Source organism: Azonexus sp., from assembly GCF_049652925.1.
Lineage (GTDB): Bacteria > Pseudomonadota > Gammaproteobacteria > Burkholderiales > Rhodocyclaceae > Azonexus.
Genome location: NZ_JBASFI010000019.1, coordinates 41,438 through 62,144, shown reverse-complemented (window position 1 = coordinate 62,144; position 20,707 = coordinate 41,438). Strand labels below are relative to the sequence as shown.

Here is a 20,707-nt window from a genome sequence, read left to right as displayed (position 1 = left end):
AGAATGGTCATGATCAGATCACCTTGGCTTCGTTCTTGAGTTTGTTGACGAGTTCGGCGACGTCGGCGACGCGGATGCCGGCACTGCGTTTGGCCGGTTCGGCGACCTTGAGGGTGGTCAGGCGCGGAGTGACGTCGACACCAAGGTCGGCCGGCTTAACGGTGTCGAGCGGCTTTTTCTTGGCTTTCATGATATTGGGGAGCGTGGCGTAGCGCGGCTCGTTGAGGCGCAGGTCGGTCGACACCACTGCAGGCAGAGAAATTTCGAGGGTTTCGAGGCCGCCGTCGATTTCGCGGGTAACCGTCGCTTTGCCGTTGGCAATCACCACCTTGGAGGCGAAGGTGGCTTGCGGCCAGTTTTGCAGGGCGGCGAGCATCTGGCCGGTCTGGTTGGCGTCGTCGTCGATGGCTTGTTTGCCGCAGATGACGAGTTGGGGTTGCTCTTTGTCGCAGAGGGCTTTCAAGAGCTTGGCGACGGCCAGCGGTTGAAGCTCGACGTCGGTTTCGACGAGGATGCCGCGGTCGGCACCGATGGCCATGGCGGTGCGCAGGGTTTCCTGACAGGCGGCAACACCGCAGGAGACGGCGATGACTTCAGTGGCGATGCCGGCTTCCTTGAGACGGACGGCTTCTTCGATGGCAATTTCGTCGAAGGGGTTCATGCTCATCTTGACGTTGGCCAGGTCAATACCGCTACCGTCCGCTTTGACGCGAACCTTGACGTTGTAATCAACGACTCGTTTTACGGGTACGAGAATCTTCACACGCATCTCCTTTTATTCGGTTCGATTTTTTGAATTACTGCCGTCCGTTTGACAGACGATCACTCAATCAGCACAATGACCATACTGTGTCGTATGGAAACGCATACGGTAGCGTATGGAAAACAAACCTGTCAAGCCCTTGATTAGATCCTCATCCGTCAAACCCCGCAAGCGGGCCGCCGAAGCACGCACGCAACTCGACCCGGAACGCTGGGTGGATGAGGCTATCGACGTTCTGGCAAAAGAAGGTGTCACTGGTTTGCGCGTCGAGGTGCTGGCCAAGCGCTGCGGCGTCACCAAAGGCAGCTTTTATTGGCACTTCAAAGATCGGCAGGCTCTGCTCGATGCTGTGCTGGAACATTGGAAAATCGGCCGTATCCGCGACATTGAAAAAACGACTTCAGTTACCGCCGGTAATGAGCGCCAGCAGTTGCACTACGCCATTGAGGTTTACGGTGCCAGTCGAAACCGCAAGGGAATGTCGATCGAACTGGCAATTCGCGACTGGGCGCGCCACGATCCGCAGGCAGCGGCAGTCGTTGAGGCGGTAGACCTTTATCGACTGGAATGCACCCGTAAATTATTTGTTGAATCCGGCATGTCCGATGCGGAGGCCAAGAGCCGCAGCCTGTTGCTATATGCCTGCGTGTTCGGCCTGTCACTGATGCATTACACGCACTTCGACGACAACCTGGCAGATCTCAAACAACGCATCGCCGACCGCATCATTGCGAGCTAGCCAGCGCAAGCACCGGCACTTTGCGATTTTTCCCAGGCCAGCAAATCAGTGGCCAGCTGCTCCACCGTCGCCGACAAGGCCGCAACGCCACCACGCGCATCCTGGCTGGAAGCTGCTTTTTCGATTCTCAAGTCGAGCGCTGCCAACTGGCGACGCGACTGATCGAGCAGAATAGCGCGTCCTTGCAACACACCTTTGCTGCTTTCCTGGTTAACAAATAACTGGCTGAACTCGGTAATTTCGACACGCACTACACAGCGCGCCTGCCCTTGCCCAGATATCGAGTAACCAAGTTGCTGCATCAGTCGCTGCTGGATCATTTGCGCTGGCGGCCCAGCCCAGCGCGCCCTCGCATACTCGCGCAAGCGCGCGACGTCGACGTAGGCCAGCCGATAATCGATACCTAGCGAATCGAACCACAGAGGCGCTCGAACTTCCAAGGCCATAGGCTGTTTGCGCGGTGCATCCAATAGAGTCTCTGGCGCTGAGCCAAAATCGTAGACAGCCAACGCACTATCGCCGCCACGCTTGCCAGCCGTGAAACAGGCTGACAACAGGCCGCAAAGCAGCAGGGAAAGCAACCAGCGCATCTTATTTCTCCCCGCTCGGGTTGAAGCCGGGTTCGCCCGGACCAGGCTGCTGGGCCGGCGCGCCAAAGACCAGACCTTGTGGCGTATCTTCGAGAACCCGCAGAACGCGGCTCAACTGGCGCGAGGTCAGCGAGAAATCGGTCGCCAGTTCGTTGAGGCGCGGCATCAGGGCCGATGTCCCACCGGCCGAGGCGTCGCCGATGGCCACATCGAGCTTGTCGGTTGCGACCTGCATTTTGCCGATCAGGACGCGGGTATCGGCCAGCAGGGGCTGAACCTCACCGGCGGCTTGCGACAAATTCCGGATATTGCGGTCGTCGAGCAGTTTCTTGACCTGCAACAGCGTCGTATTGAGGTTTTCCAGAACCGGCTTCATGTTGCCGGAGGCCGCTTCGAGATTGACCAGGGTAGCCTTCAGGAGGGCACGGTTTTCGTCGTCCAGCGTAGCGTTGGCGCTGGCCAACAGTTGCCGGGCCTGCTTGAGCGTGGCCATGCCGGTTTCACCGAGCTCTTCAAGCAACGATGGAATCATCGTGATGCGCGGTGGCTGCTCGTCATTTGGCACCAGCGGCTCGCTATCCTTCCCGGTTTCCAGCAGGAGAATGTGGGCCAGGCCGGTAACCCCCTGATAGTTCAATTTAGCTACCGTCCCCTTGGTCAGCGGCACGTCTTCGTTGACCGAAATGGACACCAGAATGTTGCTGTAATCCTCTGGATCGAGGCGGATGTCACTGACCTTGCCAACCCGGATGCCACGATAGCGAACCTGCGCTTGCGGGTTCAGGCCACCGATATTCTGCTTGGTGACGACGATGTATTCATGCTCCGAGTCCTTGCTGTCGCTCAGCCAATACACGGCCAGCAAAGCGGCCGCTCCGAGGAGTAGCGCAAAGAGACCGGCTGCGAAGGCGTATGACTTGTTTTCCATGGATGCCAATTAAAGCAGCTTCCGGCGGTCTGCGCCAAAAAAGCCGGTAACAAATGGATGATCGACCGTCATGACCTCGGCTTTCGGGCCGAAGGCGATGATGTGCTGGTCGGCCAGCACGGCGACATGGGTGGCCAGTCCGGCCAGGGTATTGAGGTCGTGGGTGACCATGACGACGGTCAGGCCGAGTTCGCGCTGCAGGTCGCCGACGAGTTCGACGAAATTCTGGCTGCGATCGGGATCAAGGCCGGCCGTCGGCTCGTCAAGCAGCAACAGTTCGGGCTCCAGGGCCAGGGCGCGGGCCAGGGCAACCCGCTTGACCATGCCGCCGGAGAGTTCGGCCGGCATCAGTTTGCCGTGATCCGGCTCCAGCCCGACCATCGCCAGTTTGAGATGGACCAGGCGACGAATCCAGTCAGGGTCGAGACAACGCAGTTCGCGTAGCGGAAAGGCGATATTGTCGAAGACCGACAGGGCCGAAAACAGGGCGCCTTGCTGAAACAGCATACCGAGGCGCCTACGCAGATTGCGCTGCATCTCGACATCTGGCTCGTTGAGATCAACGCCGAACAGGCGAACGCTGCCGGAGTCTGGCCGCAACAGGCCGAGAATTTCGCGTAACAAGGTTGTCTTGCCGCTGCCCGAACCACCGAGCAAACCGACGATCTGGCCCTCCTCGACGCGCAGCGAAAGATCGCGATGAACAGCTTTCCCGCGAAAACTCACGCCGACGCCGTTCAGTTCGATGACGGGTAACTGGCTCATGGCTAGGGCACACCGATATTCCGGGTGAACACGGCGAAAATCGCATCAAAAAGAATAACCGTGGTAATCGCCGTCACTACTGCACTGGTCGTGTTGGACGACAGGCTCTCGGTATTGGGTTTGACGTGCAGGCCAAAGTGGCAGGCGACGATGGCGATGACAAAGCCGAAGACGACGCCTTTGCACAAGCCGATGACGAGATTGGACACCGGCACGGCACGTGGCAGGTTGTCGAGAAAATAGACGAGGGACAGGTCAAGCTGAAGCAGCGCGGCCAACATGCCGCCAAAAAGCGCCACGGCCGAGGTCCACAGCACGAGCAAAGGCATTGCCACGGTCAACCCGAAAATTTTGGGTAAAACGACACGGATGCTGCGCGAAATGCCCATCGTAGACAGCACGTCGATTTCCTCGGTCACCCGCATCACACCGATCTGCGCCGTCATCGCCGAACCGGAACGCCCGGCCACCAGCACGGCGACGAGCACCGGCCCGAGTTCGCGAATGATCGAGATGCCGAGAATATTGACGATGAACAGGTCGGCGCCAAAGCTCTTGAGCTGGAGCGCCGACAGATAACTGATCGTCACCCCGATCAGAAAGCCGACCAGCGCCGTGACCGCCAACGCCTGCGCCCCCGACTTGTAGACATTGGCGGTAATTTCCTTCCATGGCACATCCTGCGGATGGCGGAAGAGATAGGCCATGTCGAGCAGCAACTGGCCGAGCATGGCAATCATGCCGCGCAGGTTGCCCAGCGCCTTGAACAGCAAGGCGCCGACCCATTCGGGCAAACGCACTCTCGGCTTGGCCTGCTCCGCGATCTCCCGCGGCAATTCAGCAACCCGCTCGAGCACTTGCCGGTGCAGGTCACCGGCGACCAGCCCGGTCGGCCACTTCGCCCCCCAGGTACGCCACAGCAGCACGGCGGCGGCGCTATCCAGTCGCGTTACGGCCGACAAATCCCAGTGTTCAATGCCGCTTGAACAAGCCCCCAGATCCGCCTGCAAGGCCGGCATTTGCGGCAGCATTTCGGCCAGCGTCCAGCAACCGGACAGCACAACTCTCCCCGGCTCGACTAGCAAGCGGGGGGATTGGCTCATGCAATTTTCCTCGTCGGCTTCGAGTGGAGGATGTAGTCCCGGCCAAGCTGTTTCCAGACACTGGCCTCTTCGCCGAAAGCGGCGGCTGTCCATGGATTGGCGGCCAGCCAGTCAGCAGGGACTTCGATGACATACCCGTTTGCCCCCCGGCTGGCGCGCCAGGCAGGGATGGCCCGGTCATCGCGCGTGCGGTGCAACAGGACCGCCAGACGCAGGCAGAAAATCAGGTCCCAGGCGCTGTCGACCGCGGGAATTGCTCCCAGTTTTTCGAGTTTGCCGCGATGGCCGAGTACCACCATGGCCAGCCGCGCCTGATCCTTCTTCGAGAAGCCCGGCATGTCGGCATAGGTCAGGATGTAGGCGCCATGCTTGTGATAGGCGTTGTGGGCGACGGAAATGCCGATTTCATGCAGGCGGCAGGCCCACGACAGGAACTGGACATCGGCCTCGCCCGGCACGCCGTCGAACAACTGGGTCAGCGCCGACAGCGCCGTGGCCTCGACCCGCTCGACCTGGTCGCCTTCGACCTGATAGCGGCGACGGAACTGGGCCACGGTCGAATCCCGCATGTCGTGATGATGAAAGCGGCCAAGCAGGTCGTAGAGCACGCCCAGGCGCAAGGCCCCTTCGGCGTAGGACATCCGTTCGATATCGAGTTCTTCGAAAATCGCCGACATGATGGCCACGCCACCCGGGAAAACCGGCAGGCGGTCGCCCTTGACCCCCGGCAGATCGAGCGCTTCGGCCGAACCGGCCTTGATGAGCAGATTGCACAGCTTTTCCAGCCCGACCCGGGTGATGCCGCTTTCGTTATTCGGATTCAGCCCGTTCAGTTCCAGTACATCGGCAATCGCCCGCGCCGACCCCGAAGAGCCGACAGCTTCCTTCCAGCCCAGACGCTGGTAATCGGCCGCGATCAGCTCGATTTCCTTGGCTGCCGCCACCTGGGCCTCGCGCAGCCGCTTGCGGTCGATCTTGCGGTCCGGAAAGAAACGCAGGGTGTAGCTAACGCAGCCCATGTACAGCGACTCCATGAGCTGTGGCTCATGGCGCTTGCCGATAATGAATTCGGTGGAACCACCGCCGATGTCGATGACCAGGCGCTTGTGCGCCGCGGAGGGCAAGGAATGGGAGGCGCCGATGTAGATCAGGCGAGCCTCTTCGCGACCGGCGATGACTTCGATGGGAAAACCGAGCGCCTCTTCGGCCAGCGGCAGGAACTCGAAGGCGTTTTTGGCTACGCGCAGCGTATTGGTCGCCACGGCCCGCACCGCCCCTTTGTCCAGCCCGCCCAAGCGTTCGCCAAAACGGCGCAGCGCGTCCAGGGCGCGGGCCTGGGCCGGCGCATCGAGACGCTTGTCCGGCATCAAACCCGAGGCCAGGCGAACCGGTTCCTTCATGGAGTCCAGCGTATAAATCTGGTTGTCCACCACCCGCCCGACCTGCAGGCGGAAGCTGTTGGAGCCCAGATCGACGGCGGCAACGGTTTCGTAAATCATTTTTCAAAAACCACAGAAAGCTTCAGTTGGCCGGCATTCTACCACCCGCCCCCCGAACGGATTGTGACGCCTGAGCAAACGAGGTCATTGCGCAGACTTGCACGGTCAACCGGAAAAATTGGCCAAAAATGGAATGCAGGGCGTAAAAAAGCCCGCCGATTTTCATCGGCGGGCTTGTTGAAACGGGACCGAAACTCAGCTGGCCAGCGCGTTCTTGATCTGCTCCAGCGTCGACGGATCGTCGATGGTCGTCAGATCACCCGGATCACGGCCTTCAGCCAGCGCCTGCAGCGAACGGCGCAGCATCTTGCCGGAACGGGTCTTGGGCAGACCGGTCACGAAGTGCACGCGGGCCGGACGGCCAATGGCGCCGAGAATGCTGTCGACCGTACCAAAGACCTCCTTCTCCAGCGCCTTGACCAGCTCCGGCGTAGCGATCTTGGAAGCATCCTTGACGACGGCAAATGCCATCGGCACCTGGCCCTTGAGCTTGTCCTCGACGCCAACCACGGCCACTTCGGCAATCGCCGGGTGGTTCTGGATGGCTTCCTCGATTTCACGGGTGCCCAGACGGTGACCGGCAACGTTGATCACGTCGTCGGTGCGGCCAAGAATCGTGAAATAACCGTCGTCGTCCTTGATTGCCCAGTCGTAGGAGGAATAAACCAGCGGCTCCTTGAACAGGGTGAAATAGGTGCTGACGAAACGATCGTCCTGGCCCCAGACGGTGGACAGGCAACCGGGCGGCAGCGGCGGAATGACGGCGGCGATGCCCTTCTCGTTGGCACCGCAGACCGAACCGTCTTCACGGAAGATCTGCAGGTTGTAGCCGTAGACCGGGAAGGACGGCGAACCGTACTTGATCGGTGTGTTTTCAACGCCCGGCAAGGCAGCCAGCATCGGCCAGCCGGTTTCGGTCTGCCAGTAGTTGTCGATAACCGGCTTTTGCAGTTCAGTCATGAACCACTCGTGGGTCGGTTGATCAAGCGGCTCACCGGCCATGAAGATGTGCTTGAGCGACGACAGGTCGTACTTGTGCATGAAGGCCGGATCCTGCTTCTTCAACACACGGGCAGCCGTCGGCGCCGAGAACATCACGGTGACCTTGTACTTCTCGACGATCTTCCACCAGATTCCGGCATCCGGACGCAGCGGCGTACCTTCGTACATCACGGTGGCCATGCCGGCAATCAGCGGACCGTAGATGATGTAGGAGTGACCGACCACCCAACCGATATCCGAGGTCGAGAAGAAGGTTTCGCCCTCACCACCGCAGTAGATGTGCTTCATTGACGAAGCCAGCGCCACGGCGTAACCACCGGTATCACGCTGCACGCCCTTCGGCTTGCCGGTCGTACCCGAGGTGTAGAGGATGTAGGACGGCTCGGAAGATTCCAGCCATTCGCATGGCACCTTGGCATCCATGAACTTGGCGCGCTCGGTGGCGTAGTCGACATCGCGACCGGCAACCTTGTTGAACTCCTTGTCCAGACCACGATCGATCATCAGCACCTTGGCCGGCTTGTGTTCAGCCAGTTCGATGGCTTCATCAAGCAGATGCTTGTAGGGCACGGCCTTGCCACCGCGCATGCCGGCATCGGCAGAAACGATCAGCACCGGCTTGGCATCGTCGATACGGGTCGCCAGCGAACCGGAAGCAAAGCCGCCGAACACCACCGAGTGAATGGCGCCGATGCGGGTTGCGGCCAGGATGGCGAAGGTTGCCTGGGCAATCATCGGCATGTAGATCAGGACGCGGTCGCCCTTCTTGACGCCGAGGCTCTGGTAAATCGCCGCCATGCGCTCGATTTCGCGTTGCAGTTCGGCAAAGCTGTAAACCGTTTCTTCATCGGTTTCGGTTGAAATGAAGATCAGCGCACGGTCGTTCGGACGCTTGGCCGCATGGCGGTCAACAGCGTTGTGGCAGAGATTGGTCTTGCCACCGACAAACCATTTGGCAAAAGGCGGGCGGGAATAGTCGCACACCTGCGTGAACGGCTCCTTCCAATCCACGAGTTGGGCCTGTTCGGTCCAGAACTCATCCGGTTTTTCGATGGAATACTGGTGAAACTCCTTGTAAGTCGCCATAAAACTCCCTCTAGCTAGGTTTTCCTGCACAACAAAATACAGAACGGATTAATTATTTTGCGATTTCCGTTCACTCAAAAGACGTTCAATTTCTGCCACCGGCAAAGCCAAATCGAGCTCCTGATTCATCAGTTTCATCAACGGCAACAAGCGCTCGGCCAGCGACGGCAGATGCGGAATGACCGGCGCCAGACGGTTGGCGGCCAGCAACTCCAGTGCGTGGTGAATTGAAATCGGCCTTGAGGCAGGCGAGACGCCACCTGACTCCGTTCGGTTCCCACCCGACCGCATGGCGGCATGCATGCGCTCACCGGCCAGATCGAGCAGCGCCCCGGCCGAGGTCACCAAGTCGGTCGGCACACTGGCCAAACCAATACTGACCGTCAGCGCCACGGTCTGCCCTTGGACCGACAAACGTGCCACCTCGACAGCCTCGCGCACCCTTTCGGCAAAGGTCGCACAAAACGCCGGAGCCGTCCCCGGCGAAACAACTGAATACTGCCCGGCACCAAAATGGCCAAGGCTGTCTTCCTGACGCATCTTGCCACCCAGCATCCGGGCGAAACGGTTGCCAACCTCCTCGGCAACCTGACTCCCGAGACGCTCGCACATCTTTTCATAGCCATCGAACCCGAGCACCATCACGCTGATATCAACGCCATGTCGGGTGGCATGCGACATCGCCTGAGCTGCCTGCAATTCCAGATACTTTTTGGTAAACAATCCGCTTGCCGGATCCTGAACCAGGTGCTCGCGACTGGCATCAAGATGTTCCTTGGCGTCAGTCAAGACCAGCAAGTTATTCAGACGGGTCAAAAGCTCAGTACATCCCGCGCCCTTGGTGACGAAATCGGAAACGCCAAGCGCCTTGGCCTTGGCCCGCTCTTCCTCGGTTTCCTCGCCGGAAACCAGAATGAACGGCAGCAACTGCAGGCGCCTGAGCTTCGACGTGCGGACGCGTTCCAGCAACTCGTAACCATTCAGTTTCGGCATCTGCAGATCGGAAATCACGGCGCGAATAGAGTGATCGAGCACCAGCGTCTGCCAGGCCGCCTCGCCGTCGCCCTCCTCCCGAACCTCATACTGCCCCTTCAAATGTTGAATGAGCGATATTCTGACCACCCGTGAGTCATCGACAACGAGAATGCGTGGCAACTCGGCCACGTCAGCCTCCGCCAATGTCAACCACCACTCGGCCCTTGGCCTGTCCGGCGATGTAATCACCGAAAGTGGCCGGCAGATCGTCAAACGGAATCCGCCGCGACATGGCGGCCAGATGCGGCGGACGCAAATCACCGGCCAGACGCTGCCAGACCCCGCTCCGATAAGGCTCCCGGATATAACCCGAGTCAACACCGAGCAAGGAAACCCCGCGCAGAATGAAAGGCGCCACCGTCGTGTTCAGCGACATGCTGGCCGCCAGCCCGATGCTGGCGATAGTGCCGCCCTGCTCCATGGTGCTGGCGATCCAGGCCAGAACATCCCCCCCGAGATTGTCCACCGCCCCCGCCCAGCGCGCCCGATCCAGCGGCCTGATTTTCAACAGGTCCAGACTCTGGCGCAACATGACCTCGGCGGCACCGAGGCCGCGCAAGTAATCCGCTTCACTCTCCTTGCCGGTCAGCGCCACCACGTGATAACCGATCCTGGCCAGCATATCGACCGCCAGGCTGCCGACACCGCCAGTCGCGCCGGTGACGATGACCGGCCCCTTGCTCGGCCGCAAACCGTTTTCTTCCATGCGGACAATGGCCAGCGCCGCGGTAAACCCGGCCGTACCCAAGGCCATCGCATCATAGAGAGACAGGCCGGCTGGCAAAGGCACCACCCAGTCACCCGGCACCCGGGCGAATTCGGCATAGCCGCCGTGGTGCGCGACGCCGATATCGAAACTCGTGGCAATCACCGAATCGCCGGGCTTGAAGCGAGCATCACCGCTCTCGATGACCGTTCCGGAGAGATCAATGCCACCAACGCAGGGAAAGCGCCGAATTATCTTGCCGGTCCCGGTCGCGGCCAGCGCATCCTTGAAATTGATGCTCGAATAGGCAACCTTGATCGTCACATTCCCGGCATCAAGCCCGCTTTCGTCCATCTGAACGAAACCACTGCTCACTTTGCCATCGCATTCTTCAATCAGCAGTGCCTTGAAGGAATCCATGTTTGCCTCGCGCTTCGGGAACGAAATTGTATTCATAATTACGGACTATGAACATAGTTGCAGGTGTTGAATTTTCATCGCCTTTACAGCGGACTACTTTTCAAATATATTTCGCCGCTATGCAAAAAGTAATGGTTTCGCTTCTGCTTGCCTCCTTGCTGCTCGTCGGCGGGATCAGTGCGCCGTCGGCAGCAGAATCGATTCGCAAGCCCGAAGAACAACAGTCATTTTTTGAACGTTACACCAACGCCGCTCAGGATGTCATCCTGCAAGGGCTGAAGCTGGTTGGAGTTCGTTATCGCTGGGGCGGCAACGACGAAGACAGCGGCCTGGACTGCAGCGGTTTCGTCCGTCTGGTGTTCAAGGACAGCACCGGCACCTCGCTGCCGCGCACGGCCCGCGAAATGAGCGAAGTCGGCCAGCAAGTTGATGCAAACCAGCTGAAGCCTGGCGATCTGGTCTTTTTCAACACCATGCGCCGCACCTTTTCGCACGTCGGCATTTACCTCGGCGACAACCATTTCCTGCATGCGCCGCGCAAAGGTGCCGAAGTACGTGTCGAAAGCATGGACAGTAGCTACTGGATGACCCGCTACAACGGGGCGCGACGAATACTCGAAGGAAATTAGACGAAAGCGGCTTCAAGCCGCTTTTTTTACGCCAAGAGAAGATAATCATTCTCATTTACACGGCGCAAAGCAGCCGGTAAACTGGATCCATTCTCATATCCAGTCGGAGTTTCCGCATGAAGCTGATACCTGCCCTGATCGCCGCCGCAACCTTCACCGTTGCCCACCCTGCGTTTGCCCAGGAAAAAATCCTCAATCTGTATTCCGCCCGCCACTACCAGACGGACGAGGCGCTCTATGCCAACTTCACGCAACAAACCGGCATCAAGATCAACCGGATCGAAGGCAAGGAAGACGAGCTGCTTGAGCGGATCAAGAATGAAGGCGCCAACAGCCCGGCCGACATTTTCCTGACCGTCGATGCCGCCCGACTGGCCAAAGCCCATGAACTTGGCCTGTTTGCTCCGGTTTCCTCGAAAATACTGGAATCGCGCATCCCGGCCCACTTGCGCACCGAAGACTGGTTTTCGTTTTCGACGCGGGCACGGGTGATCGTTTACAACAAACTCTCCGTCAAACCGGAAGATGTACAGAACTACGCCGACCTGGCCAACCCGAAGCTCAAAGGCAAGTTCTGCTCGCGCTCCGGCTCACATCCCTACAACCTGTCGCTGATGGCATCGATCATCGCCCACCAGGGAGAAGCCAAGGCAGAAGAACTTGCCCGCGGCATGGTGGCCAATTTCGCCCGCGCCCCGAAGGGCGGCGACACCGACCAGATCAAGGCGGTTGCCGCCGGCGAATGCGGCGTGGCAATTTCCAATACCTACTATGTGGCTCGCCTGCTCCGCTCGACCAAGGCGGAAGAACTTAAAATGATGGAACGGGTTGGCATCATCTGGCCGGACCAGAGCGGAAATGGCGCTCACATCAACGTTTCCGGCGGCGGCGTACTGAAGACTGCGCCTCATCGCGAAGCGGCCGTCCAGTTCCTCGAATACCTGGCCTCCGATCAGGCACAGCGCTATTTTGCCGATGGCAACAACGAATGGCCTGCGGTCGACAGCGTAAAAGTGGCGAATCCGGCACTGGATGCCATGGGCAAATTCAAGGCCGACAAATTGCCGGTCAAGAATCTGGCCATGTACCAGACCAAAGCCCAGATCATTTTTGACCGGGCCGGCTTCAAGTAACACCAGTTCTCGCCAAAGCCCCGGCAATTCCCTACAATTCCCGGGGCCTATGGGACAACTGGAATATGACGGTCAAAGGTTTTACAAGGAATAAACTGATTGATGCCATCCACTCTGGCAGCTTGAGTGGTGTGCTCAATGCGCTTGATGATGGCGGCGACATCGAGATGCCCGACATGCACGGCTACAGCGGCTTGCCGCTACGTACTGCCTGTTTTGAAGGGAACCTGGCAATCGTTCGCGAGTTGCTGAATCGTGGCGCCAATCCAGACGCCATCGCCAGCGACGGCGCGGGAGCGCCACTGCGCCTGGCTTTGAGAAAAGGGCATCAGGACATTGCCGATCTGCTACTGCAAAAGGGCGCCACACCCCCCGACGGCATGGTCATCCCCGCTGTGATCCTCGATGCACCGAGCGTCCCGTTGCCCGACGAAGGCACCAAGCCCTCCGAGACCAAGCCGGACAACATCGTCGAATTTACCCCCTCCGTCCCCCTTTCTCCGACCGACGAAGCGATTTATCCACCACTTCCCGGCAGCAAACCTGGCAACCTCATTGAATTTTCGTCTTCCGATTTACCCCTCTCGGCTGACGAGGCCGAGGCACCGTGCCACTTCGGGACAGATACCAGCCTTCTAAGCATGGACCTGCTTTTTCTCGAAGAAGACGACAACCCGGACGCGTCGCCACAGCCGCCAGAGAAGCACTAGCGATCTGTCTGGTTCCCGACGAGAAACGACGAAAGTCGGCTAGCGCCGGCGCGCTGCCGTAATCTGCCGCGACAGAGCAATCAGCGGCAACAAACCCACCGCGACGATGGCCAGGGCGGCCGTCGATGCTTCGGCCAAGCGTTCATCCGAGGCCAGCGTGTAGGCCTGTGTGGCCAGCGTATCGAAATTGAAAGGCCGCATGACCAGCGTGGCCGGCAACTCCTTCATCACATCAACGAAGACCAGCAAGCCTGCCGTCAGCAGACTGCCGCGCAGCATCGGCACATGCACCCGGCGCAGGGTTTCGCCCTGCCCCAGGCCCAGGCTGCGCGCTGCGTCGTCCATATTCGGCGTAATCTTGGCCAGGCTGGATTCAACCGTGTGCAGCGCCACGGCGAGGAAACGCACTAGGTAGGCGTAGATCAGGGCGGCAATGCCGCCGGTCAGCAACAGGCCGGGGTTGTGGCCGAACCACAACTCCCATTGGCCGGCCAGCCAGTTGTCGAGGCGCGTCACGGGAATCAGCACGCCAACGGCAATGACCGCCCCCGGGACGGCGTAGCCCAGGCCAACGAGGCGGTTCAGGCCGTTGGCAAAGGTCGTTTTCGACAGGCGGGCGCCGTAGCCCATGAGCAGGGCGAGCAGGACGGCGATGGCGGCCGTCACGCCGGCCAGCACGAAGCTGTTGCGGGCGAGCACCAGAAAGCGTTCGCCGAACTGGGCATCACCTTCAGTCAGGGCCATTTTGAGCAGCAAGATCGCTGGCAGAACGAAGCCGAGCAGCAGGGGCACGGTGCAGGCCAGCGTCGCCAGCCAGGCGGCCGGGCCGCGCAACTGCGCCCCCGCCATCGGCCGGTTGCGGCCGGTGGTGTTGTGATAGCGCGCCCTGCCCCGCGAAGTGCGCTCGGCCACGAGCAGGAAAAGTACGAAGGCGAGCAGCATGGCAGCCAGTTGGGCGGCTGCGACGCGGTCACCGAGCGAGAACCAGGCGCGGTAAATGCCGGTGGTGAAAGTGTTCACCGCGAAATAAGCCACGGTGCCGTAGTCGGCCAGCGTTTCCATGAGCGCCAGCGCGATGCCGGCGACGATGGCCGGCCGGGCCAGCGGCAGCGAGACCGCGAAGAAGCCGCGCCACGGCCCCATGCCCAGCGTGCGCGCGGCTTCCAGCATGCCGCTGGCGCGTTCAAGGAAGGCAGCGCGGGCCAGAAGATAGACGTAGGGATAGAGGACGCAGATGAACATCAGCATGGCACCGGGCAAGGTGCGGATGTCCGGGAACCAGTAGTCGCCGTGTTCCCAGCCGAAAGTGTCGCGCAGGAAAGTTTGCACCGGGCCGATGAACTGCAGGAAATCGGTGTAAACGTAGGCCATGACATAGGCCGGAACGGCGAGTGGGAGGACCATGGCCCATTCAAAAAAGCGCCGGCCGGGGAATTCGTGCATGGCCGTTAGCCAGGCCGTTGCCACGCCAACGATGCCGACGCCGCAGCCAACGCCAAGGCATAGCCAGAGCGAATTGGCGATGTATTCGGAAAGTACGGTGTCGGCCAGATGCGACCAGGTGGCGCTGGTGCCGCCAACAAAGAGATTGAGGCCGACGCTGGCCACCGGCAATCCAGCCAGCAGGGCGACGACGATTCCGACCGTCAGCAGGGGGGAATAATGGGCGGTACGCATGTGTGTGAATGCGAATTATAATCGACCGCTATGGCCCAACTTGAACTAAATGGCGTTGTCCAGCGCTACGGCAACCACACCGTCGTCGACGGCGTGAACTTCTCGCTCGAAGCCGGCAGCATCGCCTGCCTGCTTGGTCCCTCCGGCTGCGGCAAGACGACCTTGCTGCGCTGTATCGCCGGTTTCGAGGACATCGCCGGTGGCGAAATCCGCTTGCACGGCAATGTTGTCAGCCGAGCCGGTCAGCGTGTTTCGCCCGAAAAGCGGCGGATCGGCATGGTTTTTCAGGATTACGCGCTGTTTCCGCACCTTTCCATCGAAGCGAATGTCGCCTTCGGCCTCGGTCGCAATCCCGGTGAGGACGCCCATCTGCGCGTCCGCCAATTGCTGGCGACGGTCGGCCTGCATGGCCAGGGCAGCAAGTTCCCGCATGAACTTTCCGGCGGCCAGCAGCAGCGCGTGGCGCTGGCCCGCGCCCTGGCGCCCCGGCCGGAACTGATCCTGCTCGACGAGCCGTTTTCCAACCTTGACGTCGGCCTGCGTGAGCGGCTGTCGGCCGAGGTGCGCGAAATTCTCAAACGCGAGGGATCGACAGCGGTCATGGTCACGCACGACCAGAATGAAGCCTTCGCCATGGCCGACGAGATCGGCATCATGTACGAAGGCCGCATCCAGCAGTGGGACGTTCCATACAACCTCTATCACCGGCCAGCCAATCGTTTTGTCGCGGACTTTATCGGCCAGGGCGTGCTGGTGACCGGCACGGTCGGCGACAACAACAGCGTGCGGATGGAACTGGGCACGCTGATTTCCGACACCCCGGTCGAGTGCAACGAAACCTGTGCAGCCTGCGACAATGGTTGCAAGGTCGACGTGCTGTTGCGGCCGGACGATATCGTTCATGACGACACCAGCGCCGTCCAGGCCGAGGTGCTGAACAAGGCTTTTCGCGGCGCCGACATCCTGTACACGCTGCGTCTTGCCAGCGGTACGCAGGTCCTGTCGCTGGTCCCGTCGCACCACAATCATGCGCTCGGCGAAAAAATCGGCATCCGGCTCGATGCCGACCACGTCATTGCCTTCATGAAACACGAGGAATGCGCCGATCCAGCCTGCGAGATCAAGCTAGAACAGCAGGCCAAGCCGATCACCTGGCTGGCCAATAGCAGCGCCAGCTAATTCTTAACGATCACGCATGATCCCGTTTCTCGGCCCGCTCGACCTTTTCCCGCCGGTCGACATGGCCCGCGAAGAAATGGGTGGCCTGCTTGCCGTCGGCGGCGGCCTGCAGCCGGATCGCCTGCTCGAAGCCTACCGGCAAGGGATTTTCCCGTGGGGAACGGTCGATGGCCTGCCCCTGTGGTATTCGCCCGATCCGCGCATGGTGCTTTTTCCCGACGAGTTCCGGCTGACCCGCTCGCTGCGAAAAACGCTGCGCGCCGGGAAATTCGCGGTGCGCTTCGACACCGATTTTGCCGGCGTCATGGACGCCTGCGCGACGACGCCGCGCGACGGCCAGGACGGCACGTGGATCACCCCTGAAATGAAAGAAGCCTACTACCGCCTGCATGAACTCGGCTGGGCGCATTCGGTCGAAAGCTATGAGGGAGACACGCTGGTCGGCGGCATTTACGGGCTGGCCATCGGTCACATGTTCTACGGCGAGTCAATGTTCTCCCATCGTACCGACGCCTCGAAGGTCGCTTTCGCCCACCTCGTGCGTTATCTTGTGGCCAACCAATTCGGCATGATTGATTGTCAGATGCACACCGACCACCTCGCCTCGCTCGGCGGCCGCGAAATTCCGCGGGACTCTTTTTTGACCCGGCTGTCGGCGTTGACCGCAGCCGAGTCGGCGCGCGCCCGCTGGTCGGCCGATCAACTAGATCTCGCGTGGTAAGCCATGGCCCAGCCTGACGACGCCGAACTGCCCTTCTCGCTGCTCCAGTATTACGCCACGTCGCCCTATCCGTGCAGCTATCTGGCCGACCGCGAAGCGCGTTCGCAGGTGGCGACGCCGGCCCACCTGATCGACGGCGAAATCTACAGCACGCTGGTCCGGGCCGGTTTCCGGCGCAGCGGCATCTTCACCTACCGGCCGCATTGCGACAAATGCCAGGCCTGCGTGCCGGTGCGCCTGCCGGTCGCCGAGTTGCAGCCCAACCGCAGCCAGCGCCGGACTTCGAAGCACCACGCCAACCTGCGTGCCCGCGAGCTGCCGCTGCTTTACTACGAAGAACATTACACGCTCTACAACCGCTACCAGCAGGCCCGCCACCCGGGCGGCGGCATGGACGAAGACAGCCACGACCAGTACGCCCAGTTCCTCCTGCAAAGCCGCGTAGACACACGGCTGATCGAGTTCTCGGAAGACGGCATCGTGCGCATGGTAAGCCTGATCGATGTCCTCGACGACGGCCTGTCGTCGGTCTACACCTTTTACGATCCGGACATTCCGCACGCCAGTTTCGGCACCTACAACATCCTGTGGCAAGCTGCCCAGTGCGCCGCCCTCGGCTTGCCCTACCTGTACCTCGGCTACTGGATCGCCGAAAGTCGAAAGATGGCCTACAAATCGGCCTTCCAGCCCATCGAAGGTCTGCTCGACGGGCGCTGGATTCCCCTCCCCAAACCGGAAAACCCATGAACCTCCGCCCCCTGCCGGCGCTGCTGCTGGCGCTGCTCGTCCCGCTCAGCGCCTTGGCCGGCGATGAACGCATCGCCTACACCTGCGACAACGGAAGCCGCATCGACATTTCATTTTTGGCCGATATTTCCGGTCGACCGCAGGCAACGCTGCATTTCGCCGACCAAGCCGTCGTTTTGCCGCAAGTACCAGCCGCCTCCGGCGCGCTGTATCGCAGCGGCGCCATCCGCCTGGCCACCAAGGGCGACGACGCCATTTTCGAAGACGGCAAGAACAACCTGCGCCGCTGTTCGCGTGGCAGCGTGGCGCCGGTCATGCCACAGGCCGCTGCGCAACCAGCGGCGGCCAGCAGCTTCATCGACATCGCCGGCAGCGTCAGCTACCTCGCCCGCATTGCCCTGCCGCCCAACGCCATCCTCAAGATCCGCATCCAGTCCGGCCAGCGCACGCTGGCTGATCAACGCTACGAACTGAACGGCGCCCAGGTGCCGATTCCCTTCACCGCCACGGTCGACCGCGACCTCATGGGCAAGAAGGCCAACGCCACCGTCAGCGCCCGGATCGAGGCCGGCGGCAAACTGCTTTTCGCCAGTGCCAAACCGACTCCGGCAATCAAAAACGGCCAGCCGGTCCCGGTCGACATCGTGCTGAAACCGGCGAGCCGTGCGACTCCGCGCTAACCGCCGCGCGCTGCTCGGCGCCCTGCTCCTGGGCGCCGCAACGGCGCACGCCCGAGCGGGCGAAACCGTGGCCTGCCACGTCACCTACGGTGGCGAAACCAGAATCGTCGAAGCCCAGCCCGTCGCCTCGCCCTACACCGTGGCGCCGATCAAATTTGGCTCCTACCTGCTGTTCCGCATCGTTTTTCGCAACGAGCCAGCCGACCTCGCCAGCATCAAGCTCTACACCTACGCCCAGCACGGTGACGTCGACGGGCGCCCGCTCATCCACCAGGCGACCTACGCCTACCCGCCGGTCCACGCCGGCAGCTACGGCTTTACCGGCCTGAACCACGCCTACGAGCCGCGCTACGGTCTCGTCCTCGACTACTGGTGCGAGCTGCGCGAGGCCATTTCAAAATGAGCCAATTTTTCCGGTTGACCGTAGCAATGGCGTTTCTGGCCGTCCTTAACGCCCAGGCTGAGCCCATGACGCTCATTTTCGCCGGCGACGTCATGCTCGACGACGGCCCCGGCCGGCTCATCGCGCGCGGCGGCGATCCGCTCGCCCCCTTCGCCAAAACGCTCCGGGCCGCCGACTACCGCATCGCCAACCTCGAAACCTCCATCGCCAGGAGCGGCAAGCCCCTCGCCGACAAGCCCTACACCTTCCGCGCCCATCCGCGCACCCTGCGCATCCTGCAAGGCCGCTTCGACGCCGTCACGCTGGCCAACAACCACGTCGGCGACTACGGCCACAAGGCCCTGCTCGAAACCATGCAACGCCTCGACGCCGCCGGCATCGCCCATTTCGGCGCCGGCAAAAACCTCGTCGAAGCACACAAGCCGCTGTGGATTGAACGCCGGGGCCTCAAAATCGCCATCCTCGGCTACAACGAATTCGCCCCGCGCACCTTCGAAGCCAGCGCCGACACGCCTGGCACGGCGTGGAGCGAGGACGATCACGTCATCAGCGATATCCGCGCCGCCAAGGCCGCTGGCGCCGACCTCATCATTCCCTTCATGCACTGGGGCTGGGAATACGAACCGGTCGCCAGCCAGCGACTGCAAAGCTTCGCCCGGCGCATGATCGACGAAGGCGCCAGCATGGTCGTCGGCAGCCATCCACACGTCACGCAAGGCGCCGACGTCTATCAGGGCAAACCCATCATCTACAGCCTCGGCAACTTCGTCTTCGACGGCTTCGACGCCCCGGAAGCCAGAGTCGGCTGGCTGCTCCGCCTCAAGCTCGACAAAACCGGCGTCCTCGAATGGGACACCCTGGCCGCCCACATGGACAAGCACGGCACCCCGCACCCGATGCCCGGCACGCTGACACCCTGCGGCAAGGCCGGCGACACTCAGGTTGGTCAGTGCCGTAACCCGTAAGCCCCACACAATCAAAGGACTGAGCGCCATGGACACCCGTTTTCTCGACGACCTCGCCCCCGGCCAACGTTTCACCTCGCCGGGACTGACGCTGACCGAAGCCGAAATCATCGACTTCGCCTGGCGCTACGACCCGCAGCCCTTCCATCTCGATGCCAACGCGGCGGCCAACTCGCCGTATGGCGGGCTGATCGCCAGCGGTTTCCAGAGTCTGGCCATCTGCTTCCGGCTGTTCATCCAGTCCGGCATCCTGGCCGAATCGAGCATGGGTTCGCCGGGCATCGATGAGTTGCGCTGGCTGGCGCCAGTGCGGCCGGGCGATACGCTGCACAGCGAGATCGAAGTGCTCGAAGTGCGGCCGTCTAACACGAAGCCGGACCGCGGCATTGCGCGATTGAAGTATCAGGCGGTGAATCAGCGCGGCGAGGCAGTGCTGAGTTTCATCGTCATTCACTTGCTGCGCCGCAAACCGGCCTGAGGCGGTCGCGCGACGATTTCAATTTTGGTGCTTTTTTCCGGTTGACCGTGGGATCGGGCAGGCCCGACGAAACTTTACCAGCCCGGAAATATCACAATGGTATGGTGTACCGCGAACCATTTTTCGGGAGCCACCTTCATGCGCATTCGTCTCCACTCCATCCTCGTCCTCATCGCCACCCTGCTCTCCGGCTGCGGTTACAACCAGATCCAGATCAACGACGAGGGCGTCACCGCCGCGTGGTCCGAGGTGCTCAACCAATACAAACGCCGGGCCGACCTGATCCCCAATCTCGTTTCCGTTGTCCAGGGCTACGCCGCGCATGAAAAGGAAGTCCTGACCCGCGTCACCGAGGCGCGCGCCAACGTCGCCGGCATGAAGATCACGCCCGAACTGGTCAATGACGAAGCCGCCTTCGCCAAGTTCCAGAAGGCGCAGGGCGAACTGTCCGGCGCGCTGTCCCGCCTGCTCGTGGTCGCCGAGAACTACCCGAACCTCAAGGCCGACGCCAACTTCCGCGACCTGCAAGCCCAGCTCGAAGGCACCGAAAACCGCATCACCGTGGCCCGCAACCGTTACATCGACACGGTGCGCGTCTATAACATTTCGGTGCGCACCTTCCCGAACAACCTGACGGCGATGGTCATGGGCTACAAGCCCAAGGCCAATTTCACGGTTGAGGACGAGAAGGCCATTTCAACGCCACCGGTCGTCAAGTTCGACACCCCGGCCGCAGCCAAGTAAGCCCT

Annotated in this window: 22 protein-coding genes; 12 read left to right on the top strand and 10 right to left on the bottom strand. The window is 61.1% G+C overall.

The features are described from left to right. Positions 1 to 13 precede the first annotated feature (13 nt). The gene (locus WBK19_RS09475) at positions 14 to 763 is read right to left on the bottom strand and encodes an electron transfer flavoprotein subunit beta/FixA family protein (protein ID WP_511289125.1); all 750 of its coding nucleotides are present in this window, start codon (positions 761 to 763) and stop codon (positions 14 to 16) included. Between the two features lie 115 nt (positions 764 to 878). Between WBK19_RS09475 and WBK19_RS09470 the strand changes: the two genes are divergently transcribed. Next, positions 879 to 1,502 carry a TetR/AcrR family transcriptional regulator gene (locus WBK19_RS09470; RefSeq protein WP_511289123.1) on the top strand — a complete coding sequence of 208 codons (624 nt, stop codon included), beginning with the start codon at positions 879 to 881 and terminating at the stop codon, positions 1,500 to 1,502. Here WBK19_RS09470 and WBK19_RS09465 read toward each other — a convergent pair. The 8 genes from WBK19_RS09465 to WBK19_RS09430 all read right to left on the bottom strand — a co-directional run bounded on the left by WBK19_RS09465 (position 1,499) and on the right by WBK19_RS09430 (position 10,636). Continuing rightward, positions 1,499 to 2,092, bottom strand: a complete 594-nt coding sequence (locus WBK19_RS09465; protein WP_511289121.1) for an ABC-type transport auxiliary lipoprotein family protein — start codon at positions 2,090 to 2,092, stop codon at positions 1,499 to 1,501. The genes WBK19_RS09470 and WBK19_RS09465 overlap by 4 nt on opposite strands. A gap of 1 nt (position 2,093) precedes the next feature. Then, complete coding sequence (locus WBK19_RS09460) at positions 2,094 to 3,020, bottom strand: MlaD family protein (protein ID WP_511289119.1); 927 nt, start codon at positions 3,018 to 3,020, stop codon at positions 2,094 to 2,096. Positions 3,021 to 3,029: 9 nt separating this feature from the next. After that, positions 3,030 to 3,785, bottom strand: coding sequence for an ABC transporter ATP-binding protein (locus WBK19_RS09455; protein ID WP_511289117.1), 756 nt, complete (start codon positions 3,783 to 3,785; stop codon positions 3,030 to 3,032). A 2-nt stretch (positions 3,786 to 3,787) separates the two neighbouring features. Next, positions 3,788 to 4,888, bottom strand: coding sequence for an ABC transporter permease (locus WBK19_RS09450; RefSeq protein WP_511289115.1), 1,101 nt, complete (start codon positions 4,886 to 4,888; stop codon positions 3,788 to 3,790). Then, positions 4,885 to 6,387, bottom strand: coding sequence for an exopolyphosphatase (ppx, locus tag WBK19_RS09445; RefSeq protein ID WP_511289113.1), 1,503 nt, complete (start codon positions 6,385 to 6,387; stop codon positions 4,885 to 4,887). The genes WBK19_RS09450 and ppx overlap by 4 nt, the downstream gene beginning before the upstream one ends. 195 nt (positions 6,388 to 6,582) lie before the next feature. Next, positions 6,583 to 8,475, bottom strand: a complete 1,893-nt coding sequence (locus tag WBK19_RS09440; RefSeq protein ID WP_511289111.1) for a propionate--CoA ligase — start codon at positions 8,473 to 8,475, stop codon at positions 6,583 to 6,585. A gap of 48 nt (positions 8,476 to 8,523) precedes the next feature. Beyond that, positions 8,524 to 9,639, bottom strand: coding sequence for a diguanylate cyclase (locus WBK19_RS09435; protein ID WP_511289109.1), 1,116 nt, complete (start codon positions 9,637 to 9,639; stop codon positions 8,524 to 8,526). A gap of 1 nt (position 9,640) precedes the next feature. Next, positions 9,641 to 10,636: an oxidoreductase gene (locus tag WBK19_RS09430; protein WP_511289107.1), complete on the bottom strand. Its 996-nt coding sequence runs from the start codon at positions 10,634 to 10,636 to the stop codon at positions 9,641 to 9,643. 131 nt (positions 10,637 to 10,767) lie between these two features. Between WBK19_RS09430 and WBK19_RS09425 the strand changes: the two genes are divergently transcribed. The 3 genes from WBK19_RS09425 to WBK19_RS09415 all read left to right on the top strand — a co-directional run bounded on the left by WBK19_RS09425 (position 10,768) and on the right by WBK19_RS09415 (position 13,108). Further along, a complete protein-coding gene (locus WBK19_RS09425; protein WP_511289105.1) occupies positions 10,768 to 11,265 on the top strand; it encodes a C40 family peptidase in 498 nt (165 codons plus the stop codon). A 116-nt stretch (positions 11,266 to 11,381) separates the two neighbouring features. Then, positions 11,382 to 12,398 carry a Fe(3+) ABC transporter substrate-binding protein gene (locus WBK19_RS09420; protein ID WP_511289103.1) on the top strand — a complete coding sequence of 339 codons (1,017 nt, stop codon included), beginning with the start codon at positions 11,382 to 11,384 and terminating at the stop codon, positions 12,396 to 12,398. A gap of 65 nt (positions 12,399 to 12,463) precedes the next feature. Continuing rightward, positions 12,464 to 13,108 (top strand): ankyrin repeat domain-containing protein, encoded by a 645-nt coding sequence (locus WBK19_RS09415; RefSeq protein WP_511289101.1) that lies wholly within the window; start codon positions 12,464 to 12,466, stop codon positions 13,106 to 13,108. 39 nt (positions 13,109 to 13,147) lie between these two features. Here the strand turns inward: WBK19_RS09415 and WBK19_RS09410 are convergent, their stop codons facing one another. Further along, on the bottom strand, positions 13,148 to 14,785 hold the full coding sequence (locus WBK19_RS09410; RefSeq protein WP_511289099.1) for an ABC transporter permease: 1,638 nt from the start codon (positions 14,783 to 14,785) through the stop codon (positions 13,148 to 13,150). A 30-nt stretch (positions 14,786 to 14,815) separates the two neighbouring features. Here WBK19_RS09410 and WBK19_RS09405 point away from each other — a divergent pair, with 30 nt between their 5' ends. The 8 genes from WBK19_RS09405 (at position 14,816) to WBK19_RS09370 (ending at position 20,702) form a co-directional block, all read left to right on the top strand. Further along, positions 14,816 to 15,964 (top strand): ABC transporter ATP-binding protein, encoded by a 1,149-nt coding sequence (locus WBK19_RS09405; RefSeq protein ID WP_511289097.1) that lies wholly within the window; start codon positions 14,816 to 14,818, stop codon positions 15,962 to 15,964. 16 nt (positions 15,965 to 15,980) lie between these two features. Beyond that, positions 15,981 to 16,685 (top strand): leucyl/phenylalanyl-tRNA--protein transferase, encoded by a 705-nt coding sequence (gene aat / locus WBK19_RS09400; RefSeq protein WP_511289095.1) that lies wholly within the window; start codon positions 15,981 to 15,983, stop codon positions 16,683 to 16,685. A 3-nt stretch (positions 16,686 to 16,688) separates the two neighbouring features. Next, positions 16,689 to 17,432: an arginyltransferase gene (locus tag WBK19_RS09395; RefSeq protein ID WP_511289093.1), complete on the top strand. Its 744-nt coding sequence runs from the start codon at positions 16,689 to 16,691 to the stop codon at positions 17,430 to 17,432. Beyond that, on the top strand, positions 17,429 to 18,112 hold the full coding sequence (locus WBK19_RS09390) for a YbaY family lipoprotein (RefSeq protein WP_511289091.1): 684 nt from the start codon (positions 17,429 to 17,431) through the stop codon (positions 18,110 to 18,112). Before WBK19_RS09395 ends, WBK19_RS09390 begins: the two co-directional genes overlap by 4 nt. Next, entirely contained in the window at positions 18,096 to 18,515 is a 420-nt protein-coding gene (locus WBK19_RS09385) for a hypothetical protein (RefSeq protein ID WP_511289089.1), read from the top strand. Before WBK19_RS09390 ends, WBK19_RS09385 begins: the two co-directional genes overlap by 17 nt. Beyond that, the gene (locus WBK19_RS09380; RefSeq protein WP_511289087.1) at positions 18,512 to 19,480 is read left to right on the top strand and encodes a CapA family protein; all 969 of its coding nucleotides are present in this window, start codon (positions 18,512 to 18,514) and stop codon (positions 19,478 to 19,480) included. The genes WBK19_RS09385 and WBK19_RS09380 overlap by 4 nt, the downstream gene beginning before the upstream one ends. Positions 19,481 to 19,508: 28 nt before the next feature. Then, positions 19,509 to 19,958, top strand: coding sequence for a MaoC family dehydratase (locus WBK19_RS09375; RefSeq protein ID WP_511289085.1), 450 nt, complete (start codon positions 19,509 to 19,511; stop codon positions 19,956 to 19,958). Positions 19,959 to 20,096: 138 nt separating this feature from the next. Then, positions 20,097 to 20,702, top strand: a complete 606-nt coding sequence (locus WBK19_RS09370) for a LemA family protein (protein ID WP_511289083.1) — start codon at positions 20,097 to 20,099, stop codon at positions 20,700 to 20,702. Positions 20,703 to 20,707: the final 5 nt, after the last annotated feature.

Coding starts and splice junctions, on each gene's coding strand:
- WBK19_RS09465 (WP_511289121.1), bottom strand. CDS start 2,092: ATGCGCTGGTTGCTTTCCCTGCTGCTTTGCGGCCTGTTGTCAGCCTGT.
- WBK19_RS09405 (WP_511289097.1), top strand. CDS start 14,816: ATGGCCCAACTTGAACTAAATGGCGTTGTCCAGCGCTACGGCAACCAC.
- WBK19_RS09420 (WP_511289103.1), top strand. CDS start 11,382: ATGAAGCTGATACCTGCCCTGATCGCCGCCGCAACCTTCACCGTTGCC.
- WBK19_RS09430 (WP_511289107.1), bottom strand. CDS start 10,636: ATGGATTCCTTCAAGGCACTGCTGATTGAAGAATGCGATGGCAAAGTG.
- WBK19_RS09425 (WP_511289105.1), top strand. CDS start 10,768: ATGGTTTCGCTTCTGCTTGCCTCCTTGCTGCTCGTCGGCGGGATCAGT.
- aat (WP_511289095.1), top strand. CDS start 15,981: ATGATCCCGTTTCTCGGCCCGCTCGACCTTTTCCCGCCGGTCGACATG.
- WBK19_RS09460 (WP_511289119.1), bottom strand. CDS start 3,020: ATGGAAAACAAGTCATACGCCTTCGCAGCCGGTCTCTTTGCGCTACTC.
- WBK19_RS09450 (WP_511289115.1), bottom strand. CDS start 4,888: ATGAGCCAATCCCCCCGCTTGCTAGTCGAGCCGGGGAGAGTTGTGCTG.
- WBK19_RS09455 (WP_511289117.1), bottom strand. CDS start 3,785: ATGAGCCAGTTACCCGTCATCGAACTGAACGGCGTCGGCGTGAGTTTT.
- WBK19_RS09395 (WP_511289093.1), top strand. CDS start 16,689: ATGGCCCAGCCTGACGACGCCGAACTGCCCTTCTCGCTGCTCCAGTAT.
- WBK19_RS09410 (WP_511289099.1), bottom strand. CDS start 14,785: ATGCGTACCGCCCATTATTCCCCCCTGCTGACGGTCGGAATCGTCGTC.
- WBK19_RS09470 (WP_511289123.1), top strand. CDS start 879: ATGGAAAACAAACCTGTCAAGCCCTTGATTAGATCCTCATCCGTCAAA.
- WBK19_RS09380 (WP_511289087.1), top strand. CDS start 18,512: ATGAGCCAATTTTTCCGGTTGACCGTAGCAATGGCGTTTCTGGCCGTC.
- WBK19_RS09375 (WP_511289085.1), top strand. CDS start 19,509: ATGGACACCCGTTTTCTCGACGACCTCGCCCCCGGCCAACGTTTCACC.
- WBK19_RS09390 (WP_511289091.1), top strand. CDS start 17,429: ATGAACCTCCGCCCCCTGCCGGCGCTGCTGCTGGCGCTGCTCGTCCCG.
- ppx (WP_511289113.1), bottom strand. CDS start 6,387: ATGATTTACGAAACCGTTGCCGCCGTCGATCTGGGCTCCAACAGCTTC.
- WBK19_RS09415 (WP_511289101.1), top strand. CDS start 12,464: ATGACGGTCAAAGGTTTTACAAGGAATAAACTGATTGATGCCATCCAC.
- WBK19_RS09370 (WP_511289083.1), top strand. CDS start 20,097: ATGCGCATTCGTCTCCACTCCATCCTCGTCCTCATCGCCACCCTGCTC.
- WBK19_RS09440 (WP_511289111.1), bottom strand. CDS start 8,475: ATGGCGACTTACAAGGAGTTTCACCAGTATTCCATCGAAAAACCGGAT.